This is a genomic window from Loktanella sp. IMCC34160 (assembly GCF_004145845.1).
Lineage (GTDB): Bacteria > Pseudomonadota > Alphaproteobacteria > Rhodobacterales > Rhodobacteraceae > SELP01.
In genome coordinates this window covers 93,624-107,659 of sequence record NZ_SELP01000008.1, presented here as the reverse complement: position 1 = coordinate 107,659, position 14,036 = coordinate 93,624, and the positions used below count along the sequence as shown (strand labels likewise).

Sequence of the window (14,036 nt, the reverse complement as noted above, 5' to 3'; positions counted from 1 at the left end):
TTAGCGTTTCGGGCGACGGGGCGGCTCGGACCCGCCTGCCTTGCGCGGGCCGGGTTTTCCGCCCTTGAAACCGGGTTTTCCAGCCGGTTTTCCACCGGGTTTGCCGGGACGCTCCATACGCTGCGACGGGTCGGATGCCCCTTTGCGGAACGGGGTTACCTCGTCTGCAGGGCGACGCTTGGGGCGGCTGTCGTCGTTGGACCGCGGCTTGCCCTTGGGTTTGTCACCCGATTTCTCCCAAGGTTTTCCGCCACCGGGTTTGCCGGTGGGCTTGTCCCAATGCTTTGCCTTTTCCGGCCGGTCGCCTGCGGGCTTGCCTTTGGAAAAGGGCTTGTCCCCCGGCTTTCCCTTGCTGCGCGGCTTGTCCTTGTCCCAGACCTTGCGGGTCGGTTTGTCGGCGTCGTCGCGGGGGGCGGGGCGGGGCGTGTATTGACGGGGCTCGGCAGCGGGTTCTGCCGGGGCCGGGCGCGGTTTGCGCTCGGGCGCGTCGCGACGCTCCGGCCGGGCCGGACGTTCGGGACGGTCGGGGCGCGGGCCGCGCGCGGCCGGTTTCAGGTCCGGTGCACTGTCCAAACGGCGCACGGTCACGCCTTCTTCAAGTTCGGCCTTGTCGCCAAGCGCAGACAGGAACCTGTCGACGGAGGCTTCGGTCAGTTCGACGAAGGATTCACTTTGTTGGATGCGGATTGCGCCGATGTCGTCTTTTTGCAGGTTCCCGGCGCGGCACAGCATTGGCAGAAGCCAGCGCGGTTCGGCACGGTCGTCACGGCCCACCGAAAGGGCAACCCATGTGCTGGGGCCAAAGGGCTTGCGTTCCTTGGGCGGCTGTTTCGCATCGGGCGGCGACAGGTCTTCCGGGGCCGACCGCGCGGCGTGATACTGCCGCAGGTAGGCTGCTGCGATCTTTTCTGGCGAATGCAGTTCAAGCAGGCGGGCGGCAAAGGCAGCCTGCGCATCGGTCGGTTCATCGTCCCATGCCGGGTCGTTCAACAGCCGGTCTTCGTCCCGGCGCAGCACGTCGTCCGCGCTGGGTGCTTCGGTCCATTCGGCGGTGATCTTGGCGAATTTCAGCAGGCGTTCTGCCTTGTTTGCCAGTTTCGGCGGCACGATCAGGGCCGATGTCCCCTTGCGTCCGGCGCGGCCAGTCCGGCCCGACCGGTGCAGCAGAGCTTCGGAGTTCGAGGGGAGTTCAGCGTGGATCACCAGTTCGAGGTTGGGCAGGTCGATCCCGCGCGCGGCAACATCGGTCGCCACGCAGACCCGCGCCCGGCCGTCGCGCATCGCCTGAAGGGCGTGGGTTCGTTCGCTCTGGCTCAACTCGCCCGAGAGGCTGACCACCGAGAAATTCCGGTTCGCCAGACGGGCGGCAAGGTGGTTCACAGCGGCGCGGGTGTTGGCGAAGATGATCGCGTTGCGGGCATCGTGGAACCGCAGAAGGTTGAAGATGGCCGATTCAGCGTCATTCGGGGCGACCCGGATCGCCTGATAGGAAATATCGGCATGCTGGGATTTGCCAGAGACGGTCGTGACCCGCACCGCGTCTTTCTGGAATTGCTGCGCCAGCTTGGCGATCATCGGCGGCACGGTGGCCGAGAACAGCAGTGTGCGCCGGTCTTCGGGGGCGGCGGCAAGGATGAATTCCAGATCTTCCCGGAACCCGAGGTCGAGCATCTCGTCCGCTTCGTCCAGAACAACAGCCCGCATCGCCGAAAGGTCGAGCGAATTGCGCTGGATGTGGTCGCGCAGGCGGCCCGGTGTCCCCACGACGATATGCGCGCCGCGTTCAAGCGCCCGGCGCTCATCGCGCATGTCCATCCCGCCGACACAAGAGACGACCCGCGCCCCGGCCTTGGCATAAAGCCAGCCCAGTTCGCGCATCACCTGAAACGCCAGTTCGCGGGTGGGTGCGACGACCAGCGCGACCGGGGTTTCCGGACCGCCAAGCGTTTCGTCCTCGCCCAGAATGCTGGACGCGATGGCAAGCCCAAAGCCCACGGTCTTGCCCGATCCGGTTTGCGCGGACACCAGAAGGTCCGCGTGTTCAAGGCCCGGCGCGGTGACGGCCTCCTGCACCTCGGTCAACTGGTCATAGCCACGTTCGGCCAGTGCATCGGAAAGGGTCTTGATCATGGGAAGGGGGTATCCGTCAGCTCTCGGGCGCACCATGCGCCGCTTTGTCTGCCGGTCATCACAAGGGGCAGAGCCGCCCTCCTACTGCGAGACGGCGCAAATGTATATGCGCAATCTTTGCATGGAAGCCATGACGGGGCGGCGGGTCTGGTCCTGTTTGGTTAACAAATCCTGCCTTGGTCGCGCGGGGCCTTTCCCATCCGGAAAGGCGGTTCTGCGATTGTCCCCGCAATCCGACCGAACCCTCCCTTCATGAAAGGACGCCGCATGTGGAGCGACAAGACACCCTCCCTTGAGTTGCCGCTGATCCTGCCGTCGCAAGCGCAGAAACACGTCACCCACAACGAAGCCCTGCGCATTCTGGATGTCGCAAGCCAATTGGCCGTGCGGGACGGGCCGACGCCGACCCCGCCGGTCGGGCCAACAACCGGCGATTGCTATCTGGTTGGGACCGGGGCCACCGGGGACTGGGCCGGACAGGACCAATCCATTGCACAATGGACCGGCACCTATTGGGATTTCATCCCGCCCAAGGCCGGGTGGCGGGCCGATGTGGCGCCGACCGGCGCGACATGGCGCTTCGATGGCACCCAATGGGAACCGGCCGGGACCTATGTGGATCAACTGGGGGTGTCGACGACAGCAGACGCGACCAACCGTCTGGCTGTCCTGTCAGAGGCTTCGCTGTTCACCCATGACGGCGCGGGCCACCAGATGAAGATCAACAAGGCGACCGCCCCGGATACGGCAAGCTTTCTCTACCAGACAAATTGGTCGGGGCGGGCCGAACTGGGCACGATCGGATCTGACGATTTTTCGGTCAAGGTCAGTCCGGATGGAACCAGCTGGATCACCGCCCTGTCCTTTGACGCGACCGACGCCACCGTTTCGGGCCAGTCCGTGCAGCAAAGCCCAACCGACACGACCCCCGGACGGTTGATGCGCGCCGACTTTGGCTATGGTCCCGGCAACCTTGTGGGCATCGTATCGGAAACGGCGGGCGCACCAACGGGTGCGGTGCTGGAATACGGTCAGAACGCAAATGGCCGCTACGTCCGCTTTGCGGATGGCACCCAGATGTGCTGGCACCGAGAGGCGGCGGTATCGCCCGGGTGGGCCACCTGGGCCTTTCCGGCGATGTTTGTCGACAACAACTATGCCCAGACGATCATGCCGAACCCCGGCCTTAGCCCGCGGTGCTGCGTGACCGGATCAAAGGGCGTCGCAAGCGTCGACTTTGCCGTCTTCATCCCCACCAACGGAAATCAAAGCGCCGCTACCTGCGATATGTCGGTGATCGGGCGCTGGTTCTAAGACCTGCGGCGGCGAACAGAAAGGACCCTAGGAAATGCATATCGAACTGGCCCCGGTGCGCCACAATGAACCCCTGACCGTCGAGAAACTTGGCGAGACGCTGATCCTGAACGGCGAACCGCTTGATCTGTCGAGTGTCGCAGAGGGTGAAACGAAAGACCTTGATTGGTTTGACTGCAAGTGGCTTGCCTCTTCCGTGCGCCGCGAAGGGGGGCAATTGTTCTTTCGGCTGATCCTGCCCCATGGACCAACGGCCGGGGACGAAACGCGCTATCCCGAAGCCTTGATCGTTGCGTCGGACGGTCCGGTGGACCTGCCGCCATTCTGATATGGCCTTTGCAACTCCCGCGTGAGGGGAAGTCCGCCGGGTTTTCCCTCCTTGCGCGGGTAGACATGAAAGCGCCTGTGGCATATCGCTGACCCCCAGAATGGGTTTCAGGGACGAAAGCGGTGCGGCTCTCCTTTTTCAAGCGACGTGAGAGAAAGTTCGCTTCAGCGGAAGAGGCGGACAGCGAGGCCGTTGACCCGTCTGCAGAAATCCTGACCGAGCAAGAGGGCGAACCAGTGTCTTCGGAGGCACTGGATGAAGCCTTGATCGCGTTGGTCAAACCGCACTTTGATCCGGAGCATTACGCAAAATCGGACCCCGCCCAATCTGAAACTGCAATCGACGACCTTCTGGCGCATTACCTGACAGAAGGCTGGAAAGATGGGCGGAGCCCGAACCGGGATTTCGATCCGGAGTTCTATCTGGCCAATTATGCGGATGTCCGGGCCGCTGACGGCAATCCCTTTCTCCACTACCTGAATGACGGCATTGCCGAAGGCAGAATTCCGCGCGGCCCCACGGCCACTGAACGGGCGCTTGTGGCCCGGATCGTCGACCCTGCGTTCTATCGCTACCGCTATCGCGATCTGGATGCGGCGATTGACCCGGTTCTGCATTTCGCGACGTTCGGTTGGCGGGAACGCCGGGACCCGAACCCGTTCACGCTCATGCGCTATGTTGCTCGAAACGACAACATTGCCGACATGACCCTCACCGAACTGGCCAATCACCTGAATGGTCAGATCTTTCACAACCCGCTGTTGCGGCGACCGGCGAGTCTGGCAGAGATCCGGGCCGCACTTGGCCAGGGCGAAGACGCCCTTGCCGAACTTTTCCAATTTGACGTCCATGCCTATTCGACGGCGCAGCACGATGTGCTGGGCCAGTCCCCGCACCATCCGGTTGCCCATCTTTTCCACGATGGGCTGTTCCAGAACCGGTTGCGCAACGGGCAGCACCTTCACCGGTTGCTGGTCCCGGTGGATAGCTACGTCAACGACTACGAATTGCTGATAGCGCAGGATGGGCCTTTCGCGGCCACAGGTTTCACCGGACTGCGACTTGACCGACCAAAGCGCGAGGTTGCCGCAGATCTGTCCTCCGTGGCCCTCGCGATTGGCGTGGTGCTGTTCCGCAATCCTCGGGAGGAGGTCGAGCGCCTCGTGCGGTCCGTGCAGTCCAACGCCGCCCAGCGCCCATTCCGCACCACGCTTTGCATCTTCGACAATTCCCCCGAACGATCGGATCTGGACTGGATCGCAGGATTGTGCCCGGACGTGGGGCTTCACATCGAACAGCATCCCGACAATCCCGGCTTTGCAATTGGTCACAACGGGCTGATGGAACATGGCTTTGCCACGGGCGCGACACACTACCTTGGCCTGAATCCGGACGGATACCTGCTGCCGAACGCGGTCGAGCAGGTCCTGAAGTTCGCCGTCGCAAAGGAACATCCCGCCCTGATCGAGATGGATTGCGAACCAGTTTCCCACCCCAAATGGTATCACCCGGTCACCGGCGAAACCGAGTGGGTTTCGGGGGCGGCCTTTCTTCTGGACGCGGAAGCCTATGGCAGAACCGGCGGCTTCGACCCGGCGTTCCCGATGTATTGCGAGGACACTGACCTGTCGTTCCGGGCAAGGATGGCTGGCGTGCGGTTGTATGTCTCGCCCAGGGGCCGTTACTATCACGATACGAGCGGACGACTACACACGCCGGAAAACTGGCGTGCGGGGCGAATGATGGTCGGGACTTGGTATCTCTGCATGAAATGGGGCAACGTGCAGCGCGCCCGCCTGATCCGGTCGGAAATGCTGCGCCGGGGTTTCGACATCGTTGATTTGCCTTCGCCACCCGAAACCGTTCCGGATATTCCGGGTCAGATCGCCGATCTGATGCGTCAGGAGCGCTTTGCGCACTCCCGGTTTTGGAACCATTGAGGGTGGGATGCGCATGAAACGACCTGCATCCACCAAACGTTCAGCGCGTGTAGAAGACCGCGCCGCGAAAGGGCCCGCCAAGAAATCGGGTCAGGACATTTTGCATGCATCGGGGCCGGTGCATGACCCGAATTTGCCGCTGATTACCGTTGGCGTGCGGTTTCACGACTTCGGCAAGATGGCGCTGCTTGAACGCTGCCTGCAAAGCATTGCCGCGCAGGCTGGTGTGCGGGTTCATGTTCACCTTGCGCTTCAGGGTTTCTCCAAACCCGAGCAAGCAACCTGCCGGGCAGCCGCGCTCGCGGCCCTCGACGGTTCGGGCTTTACGATCGAAATTGACAGCTTGCCAAACCCCAAGCGGGCGGACCTGCGGTCCCGGCTGTTGAACCGGATCGTCGAGCGGCACTATGCCCAGCGGATGGCAGAGTTCCTTTGCTTCATTGATTTCGATGACATCTGGTTCCAGCATGCCCTACAGGTGCTTGTTGAACCGCTTCTGATGGCGGATTTCGCGGTCTCCTACGCGGATATCCACTGCGCCGATGTCTACTACGACGACGGACAGACCTATCTTCGCAACGTCAAAGACGTCTTCCATATCAGCCAGAAGACCAAGCGAGACCTGCTGCGCGGAAACTTCCTGCCGTTGCACAGCTACATGTTCCATACAGGCCGCATCGACCAGTCGCTATTGCGCTATGACGAGTCCCTTGAGCGCCTCGAAGATTTCGATGTGCTGCTTGCCATTGCCGCCCATCATCCGTTCAGTGGCCTTCACCGCGATCGCCTCATCGGATTTTACAACTTCTATCAGACGGTCGAGGGGGGGCTGAATACGACCCAAAGTGTTTTCGCGACCGCCGAACCCGACCGGAAGGACGACAAGTGGATCAATGCAACCAAAACCGTCATTTCGCGTCACGCGGGAACCAAATGGCAGGACTTCTGGGGCGAAGAATGGCAGATCTGACGGCTTGGTCCGAAGGGGCGATTTAATGAAGAAAGTCATCACGTTCGGCACCTTCGACCTGCTGCACGAAGGACACCTGCGCATTCTGCAACGCGCGCGGGCCGAAGGTGACTACCTGATCGTCGGGGTTTCCAGCGACCAGTTGAATGACCGCAAGGGCAAGCGGACCGTCTTTCCCGAGGCGCAGCGGCTCGCCTATGTGGCGGACCTGAAGTACGTGGACGAGGTGTTTCTGGAAGAGTCGCTGGAACTGAAGGACGACTACGTCAAACGATACGACGCCGACCTTCTTGTCATGGGAGACGACTGGGCCGGCAAGTTCGATTGGGTCAGCTGCGATGTCCGCTACCTGCCCCGGACCGAGGGGATCTCCTCGACCCTGATCAAGACCGAGATCAAGCAGATGGCACGCTGCGGCCGGGCCCTGTTCGGCGACACCTATCTGGACAAGCACATGGACTGCGCTCTGACCATCGTGAACCAGCTTACCGCGCGCAACGTGGCCCCGATCCTGACCAAGGAGAACGCGCTGCCGCGCAAGATCGACGCGGACGTCCTTGTCTATTTCAACAAACCCATCAACCCGCCTTTTCCCGAATATGACCGGAACAAGCGGGTGCTGATCGACCACGGCGCCAGCCATCTGAAATGGTTCCTTGGGTCGCGGGAACGGTTCGATTTCTTCGACGTGATCCTGACCGCCGGCCCGGACCATGTGCGCGCCCTGCAAGCGATCTTTGACGGGGACGAGACCCTGGGCAAGGCGCGGGCCGCGGGCTTTATCAAGTCCGAAGATCTGTTGTCCGACCCAAAGATGACACGGGCAGAGGTCTGCGCCCAGGCCAAGCTGGACCCGGCAAAGCCAATCGTCCTGTTCGCGCCGACATGGCATATCACCGCCAATGACGACATGATCCTTGCAATCGAGGAAATGCAGAAAGTCGACAACCATGTTGCGTCTTTCCATCCGGAAACCGCGCATCTGCCGATGGACCGCCTGAACACCGTCCGCAACATCAACGGGATCACCACCGAATTGATGAAACACGCCGATGTCGTCGTCTCGGATCTGTCGTCGACGATCTACGAGGCCGCGGCGCTGGGCAAACCTGTCGTGCAGCTTCTGCTCAAGGAATACCCGGACAACACGGCGGTGTTGTTCGACCTGCCACTGTCAGCCGGAACCGCCGAACACTTCTGCGGGGGGCTGCCGTGCCGCCCTGAGGGGCTTGTCGATGCCATCACGCGCGCGACGTCGGGCAACGCGGCGACGCTTGCCATGATGTCGGACTGCCGCGACCGGATCCTTGCCGGGACCTACATCACCACAGAGGCAACCAACGCGATTGCCGACCAGATCACCCTGACCTGCGAGGAAAAGCGGCAACCGCCGCTGGCCGGGGTCAGCCCCGCGCCCGAACGCCCCCGGACCCCGCGCCATCGACGCAATCTGTTTTTCGCAAAGAACCGGCTGATTGGCCACGGCGGCGGGAATTTCAACGGCCTTCACGCCTCGAACAGTCGCGAAGCGATGGAGGCGGCGCTGGATGTCGCGAACATCGTCGAGATGGATTTCTGCATGGGCAAGGACGGACTAATCGTCGCCCATGACACATTTGAACCCCGTTACGGGCTAGAGACCGGGTTCGCCGATACGAAAGTTGCCGATTTCCTTGAAACCCGTTTCGACGGCACCTTGACCCCGATTGGCGCCGAAGAGGTCGTTCGCCGCGCCACACGCGCCGGCAAGGCCCTTGTTTGCGACATCAAGCCGACCAAGGATGCCTATAAGTCGGTCGCGCAGGAACTTCGGCGGATTATCGAGGAACACGGCGAGATCGAGCAGACCGTGATCCAGTGCTATTCGGTCGAGGACTTCACCGAAGCCATGCGGCTGGGCTTCAAGCGCGCGATGCTGCCCGCCTGGAAATACTTCTACCGCAATCCGATTGGGCCAGAGGTCTTCGATTTCTATCGCCGCTGTATCGAGATCAATGCCGATGCGGTCTGGGGCCTGTCCCTGCCCTATACAAACAAACATATGGATGGGCCGATCATCGACCATCCCGATTTCATGCGGATGTTTGCATTCTGGAAGCGCATCTTCATTCACGGTGCCCCGGCAGAGGAATATCCGCGCATCCTGCGGATGAACGTCGGGCTTTTCGCCGATTGGATCGACCGGAAGACCGAGTTCAAGGATGTTCCGAAAGGGTTCGATTGGCGGCGCTACCTGTTCCTGAACCGGGATGTGATCAAGGCCGAACGGGTAACCGAGGTCGAGGCGATCCAGCACTATCTGAAATACGGTCAGGCCGAGGGCCGCCCGACCGACTATGACCTGCCGACCGGGTTTACCTATTCGGGCTATATCGGCCGCAACCCCCGTCTTCGCAAAGCGAGCATCAACGCGTTTGACAGTGCCGCTGCCCATTACACGCGCTATGGTTCCAAGGAAGGCTTGGAAATCTGATGTTCGGGGCAAGACATGCTTGATCGGCTGATCCTGCATATTGGCGACCACAAGACCGGCACGACGTCGATTCAGGACTATTGTTTTGCCCAGCGCGAGGGGTTGGCCCGGCAGGGGATCAACTATCCCGACGATGGCGCCATCACGACGACCGGGCACCATGCCTTGCAGACCTGGCTTTCCCAGCCTCGGGGCAAGCCGCCACGCACGAAATTCGATCTCGAAACCGTTGCGCCGATCTGGCAGGACCGGTTCGACGGGGCGACCGTGTTCCTGTCGAGCGAGAACTTCCGGTTCCTGAAGGTCAATCAGATCCAGAAGCTGGCCACCCTCCTTCCTGCGCGGCAGGTCGAGGTCATCGCCTATTTTCGCGCGCCGCTGGACCGGTTTCTTTCGGGTTACAAGCAGCATGTGAAAAGCTCTGAATCGCGCTGTTCGATGGGCGTGGCCGAGTTCATGGATGCGCTGAATTACGACAGGGTCGTGGATTACACTGTCGTCATCGACCGTTGGGCAGAGGTTTATGGTCGGGACGCGATCAACGTCCGGTCCTTCCGAGGCGCCAAAGGGGGGATCGTCCGCGATCTTCTGACCACGATCGGGGCGGACCCGGACCGTCTGCCCGCTGACCAGAAGCATTCCAATGTCAGCCCCGACGATCTGACCATCGCCGCGCTGGCCGTCCTGAACAACGCGCCGCGAACCGTGGTGCAACATGCGGCAATCCTGCGCGCCTTGGGTGAAACTTCGCGCCCGGAAGACAAGGCTTTTGGCCTGTTGGCCGGGCCTCATTTCACGACCATCCGCGACCGTCTGACCGCCCCGATCAGCAATTTACAGGGCGCGGCGGAGCTTGGGCTTCTGGATGATGACCGCTTTGAGAAGGCAACGCCCATCGGCATCGAGACCGTTCAGGAACGGATTCGCCGTATCCGGGACTTTCTTCGCGCGCTTGATATCGCGCCCTAGGAGGTCGCGACGCCCGAACCGGTTATCCTGCCGTCGCTGCCATCGCCCTGCGCCCGCAGCTTGCCGAGGAATATCTCGTCCTCGTCGACAAAACTTTCCATCCCCCGTGCCAGCCGGTCGGACCCAAGTTCATCCAACAGGCTGGCCCATCGCGATACACCCTGCGTGAGCGGACCCCTGTTGGTGTTCTGGCCGACGATGTCCGGGCGTTGCCCCCAAAGCTGTTCGATATCCGCCTCCAACGGCGACAGATCTTCGAAATCGTAGATCGCCGAGAGCTGTTCGGCGTTCAACAGGGCCGCCGTTACCAGATCGTCCAGTTCAAGACGCTGGTCCTCTTTCCGGCGCTCGAGTTTGCGCAGGGCAAAATAGGTCAGGGTCCGGTTTGCCCAGGCCAGACGAATACGGACGGAAAGGTCATCGTCCTGATTGAAGAAGAAGCATTCCACCGGCTCGGTCAGGGCCGCGTGAATGCCGTGGTTGCGGACCGGGTTGCCGCTGGCGACCTGATCCCGGATCTTCTTGCGCATGTAGAAATAGAAGGAGGCAAAGCGCTCTTTGGGATCGCGGATCACCGAGAAGGAAAAGGGCTGTGGCAGCATCGCCTCGAGCCCGTCCCAATGCAGATGGCCGGAGTGCAGGATATATCCCCGCGGAAAGCTGGTGGGGCCGGATACCTGCGACTGAAGCCGGAACGGCGCAATCTTCTCTTCGCCACAGATGGTGCCAAGGGCATGGTGGATCGTTTGCCCCGCAGTCTTCGGGAGATGAAGAAAGACAATTGGTTTCACGTCCGGCAGACCCTTCCGCTTCAAGAAATTTCTATCGCAAAACACTTCGGCACGACAGCACACAACATACAATACTGTTTGTTTTTCATGGTTTGAGGAGATCGCGCAAGCCAAACATCCCCCGGGCGCGATTGCCGCCTTCTTTCTGGTCCGGGCCCGACCGGCGCGTGCCCGTCCGAAAAAGGGGCTAGTTCATCGCAAGCACAAGGTATCCCGCCGACAACAACAGGCACATCGGCCCGTAGTATCGCCTGTCGTTGCTGGCAAAGGGCTCTTGCGGGGTCAGCCACCGCCACCAGCGCGTATAGGCAAGCACACCCCGCGCCCCGAAGACAGCGGCGCTGGCCCAAAGGATGACCTGCCGAACCATCCCGTCCCCCCACCAAGGCGCGGATGCCGCGAAAAGCAGGGCGACCACGACCAGGGAACATGGAATGGGGCCGGGCATCCGTGTCGCCTCGCGAAAGCCGACGACGGCCGCGACCATGCGCCGTTCATCCCCAAGAGGAAACCACCGGCCCAGCGCCCACAATAGATGGATTGCCGCAACGACAACGCAAATGGCAGACAGGACAAGGGCCAGAATCAACATGCCCCAGCCTATACCGGGCCGGGGCATGTGGTCTTTCAAATTTCAGCGGGGTCGCGTGATCAATCCATCCAGTCGCAGCGTACCCTCAGTTGGACCTCGCCCTTGCAGGCGGTGCCAAACCGCAGGTTGACCTGATCCTCGTTCGGGCCGACCCGAACCTCTGCATAGGGCAGTTCATAGACCCGCGCGCCGCCAACCGCCGTCAGCGCGCCCATTGGCATCACCGACTCGACAAATCGGGCATAGCCTTCGAACGGCAGGCGACCAGCGGTGTCGACCGTCCACGCGACCGATTCAGAGTTTTCCTTGTGGTTCACGCTGACCGGGTTCTCGGTCACTGTATTGACGGCCGTGTAGGTGTTGTTCTGGAAATAGACGTTGCGGAACCTTGTCCGGTCGAGATCGGCGATGCTGGTGTCGATCCGTTCAGCCCGTTCAATCGCCCCGTCCAGCGTTTTGAACACATTGCCCGACACCGAAAGCCCGTGGATGAACTGCCCCACCCCATGCGGCTTGATCACGATCCAGCTGAACCAGGGGGCCACATCGGCGGCGGTAAAGATATTGCCGGTAATCGACATCCCGCCAAACGAATACTGCGCCCCAAGGTCGGGGGTGGCGTCGTGTTCGTTGGTCAGTTCGATCGAACAGTTGTCGATGTAGTTGCCGGTAAAGATCGTCTTGCTGTTGGGGCGGGTAAAGACGAACCCGGCCTGACGCAGCCCGTCGGTTTCATTGTCGCCTTGGAAACAGTGGTTGCCCACGATCATGCTACCGGTTCCACCCAGCACGGCGAAGTGCTTGAACCGGACGAGGCGGCAGTCGCGGATTTTCACGTCGTTGGCGTTCGCGTTGACCCCGACCGAAATCCGCGTCTGGTCGGGGGCGGTCTGTTCGTTGGAAATGAATTCGCAACGGTCGATCATCATTCCCTGACAGGCACGGGCGATGCTGGTGATGCTGGTGATGCCTCGGTTGCGCGGCTTGCTGAAATAGCAATCGCGAAACTGCATCAGCGACCCATCCTGACCCAGCATCACGGCGCTCGCCTCGCCATCGCAGTAGAATTCGATATTGTCGAAATGCAGCCGCGAGTATTTGGCGAAACCGGACAGGTCGATCAGGTACTTGAACCGGGTGAAGGTGAAGATCTGGCTGCCGTCCACGTCATAGATCTGCTGGCTCAGCGTCAGGGACTGCTGCGCCAAATTGACCGCCTGCACATAGACCTCGCGTCCGACGCCATTGCCTTCGACCAGCGAGCCAACCGCGATGCTGGCGATATTGGCAACGTTGGTCAGTTGGTAGGGCGTGGCCGAGGAATAGGTCGCCTGCGACGTCACGACATCCGGGTCCCAATTCGGCCCGGCCACCGGGCGCAACTGCCCGTTCTGGATCACGCGGCGGATCTCAAAGGTGGTCTTCGCCCCTTCGGCCGCCTGCATATCAACCGGCGCCGACAGCGAAATGATCCGTCCGCCAAGGTCCAGCGTGTCGTGATCCGAGAAATTCAGAAGCGCCTGAAACGATTTCTTGAACGCCAGTTCTTCGTCCTGAAAGGCGTCGAAATAGGTTTCGAAGTCAAAGTTCTTCTGCAGGATCAGCCGCTTGTCGTCGGGCATGGTAACCGTGCCCGCGAAATGGATCTGGTTTTCGATGGTGACATGGTCACCCAGGAAATAGGTGCCTTCGGACACCAGAACCTCGCGGCCAAAGGCGTCGGCATCGGCGGCTTCGAACGCGGCGCTGTCGTCGGTCACGCCGTCCCCCATCGCGCCATAGTCTCGGACATCGACAAAGCCGATCATGTCGCGGATGAAGACGTTGGTCACATCCTCGATCTCGATATCGTCGATCCGGACGACCCCACCGTTCGGACCGGTCAGGTCCAGCCCGAGATGCCCATAGATCGCATCGGGCCAGGTCATATCCACGCCAGTGCGGAACCCGGTGCCGATGATCGCGGACACCTCGACAACCTCACCATAGGTGGTCAGTTGCACGGACGGCGCGGTTTCGGTCAACCCCGGCACATGCGCCCCACCCGCGCCACCGGCCCAGCCCGCGATCCGAACCGCCGGCAACGGCCCCGACACGGCCTTGACCCGCGCGCGGACCTGCAAATAGCACCCGGGAAGGATCGTCGTTTCGCCCATATAGCGCAGCTTGGTCGTGGCGGTCGTCTTGACGATTTCCAGACAGCCCGCGAAATTCGCGTCGGCGGGAACAAAGGCCCCGGTTCCGGATGTGGCATAGGTATCCGACCCCGGCGTGCCATCCCCCGTCGACCACACTTCAAGCCCGTTCACAAAGGGCGGCGGCATCAGGACCAGCCCGTCGGTAATTGCCTTGTTCATTCGAAGGTTCCCCTTTCACAGGGGCGGGGTCCCAGGGACGGGCAGAATTGCCCGGCCCGCCGGTTGGACCCCGCCCGCCAAATCCTCGACCATGGGCCGCCGCGTCCTGCGGGGCCCTCGCGCCTCAGGGGTAGCAATCAATGGTGAAACCGGGCTTGGGGCACCGTCACGG

General features: G+C 61.5%; 10 protein-coding genes. 6 read left to right on the top strand and 4 right to left on the bottom strand.

Annotated elements, in window-relative coordinates; genetic code table 11:
- The gene (locus tag EU803_RS17450; RefSeq protein ID WP_129685237.1) at window positions 1-2,130 is read right to left on the bottom strand and encodes a DEAD/DEAH box helicase; all 2,130 of its coding nucleotides are present in this window, start codon (window positions 2,128-2,130) and stop codon (window positions 1-3) included.
- A 252-nt stretch (window positions 2,131-2,382) separates the two neighbouring features.
- Between EU803_RS17450 and EU803_RS17445 the strand changes: the two genes are divergently transcribed.
- The 6 genes from EU803_RS17445 to EU803_RS17420 all read left to right on the top strand — a co-directional run bounded on the left by EU803_RS17445 (window position 2,383) and on the right by EU803_RS17420 (window position 10,124).
- Window positions 2,383-3,444, top strand: a complete 1,062-nt coding sequence (locus EU803_RS17445) for a DUF2793 domain-containing protein (RefSeq protein ID WP_129685235.1) — start codon at window positions 2,383-2,385, stop codon at window positions 3,442-3,444.
- 34 nt (window positions 3,445-3,478) lie between these two features.
- Complete coding sequence (locus EU803_RS17440; protein WP_129685232.1) at window positions 3,479-3,772, top strand: hypothetical protein; 294 nt, start codon at window positions 3,479-3,481, stop codon at window positions 3,770-3,772.
- A gap of 122 nt (window positions 3,773-3,894) precedes the next feature.
- A complete protein-coding gene (locus EU803_RS17435; RefSeq protein WP_129685230.1) occupies window positions 3,895-5,712 on the top strand; it encodes a hypothetical protein in 1,818 nt (605 codons plus the stop codon).
- 13 nt (window positions 5,713-5,725) lie between these two features.
- Complete coding sequence (locus EU803_RS17430; RefSeq protein ID WP_129685227.1) at window positions 5,726-6,682, top strand: hypothetical protein; 957 nt, start codon at window positions 5,726-5,728, stop codon at window positions 6,680-6,682.
- Between the two features lie 25 nt (window positions 6,683-6,707).
- The gene (locus EU803_RS17425; protein WP_129685224.1) at window positions 6,708-9,155 is read left to right on the top strand and encodes an adenylyltransferase/cytidyltransferase family protein; all 2,448 of its coding nucleotides are present in this window, start codon (window positions 6,708-6,710) and stop codon (window positions 9,153-9,155) included.
- Between the two features lie 15 nt (window positions 9,156-9,170).
- Window positions 9,171-10,124, top strand: coding sequence for a hypothetical protein (locus EU803_RS17420; protein ID WP_129685221.1), 954 nt, complete (start codon window positions 9,171-9,173; stop codon window positions 10,122-10,124).
- Here EU803_RS17420 and EU803_RS17415 read toward each other — a convergent pair.
- From EU803_RS17415 to EU803_RS17405, 3 genes are all read right to left on the bottom strand, one after another.
- Window positions 10,121-10,915: a sulfotransferase family 2 domain-containing protein gene (locus EU803_RS17415; protein WP_165352893.1), complete on the bottom strand. Its 795-nt coding sequence runs from the start codon at window positions 10,913-10,915 to the stop codon at window positions 10,121-10,123. The genes EU803_RS17420 and EU803_RS17415 overlap by 4 nt on opposite strands.
- 187 nt (window positions 10,916-11,102) lie before the next feature.
- Window positions 11,103-11,507, bottom strand: coding sequence for a DUF3995 domain-containing protein (locus EU803_RS17410; RefSeq protein ID WP_165352892.1), 405 nt, complete (start codon window positions 11,505-11,507; stop codon window positions 11,103-11,105).
- 59 nt (window positions 11,508-11,566) lie between these two features.
- Entirely contained in the window at window positions 11,567-13,864 is a 2,298-nt protein-coding gene (locus tag EU803_RS17405) for a glycosyl hydrolase family 28-related protein (RefSeq protein ID WP_129685213.1), read from the bottom strand.
- Window positions 13,865-14,036: the final 172 nt, after the last annotated feature.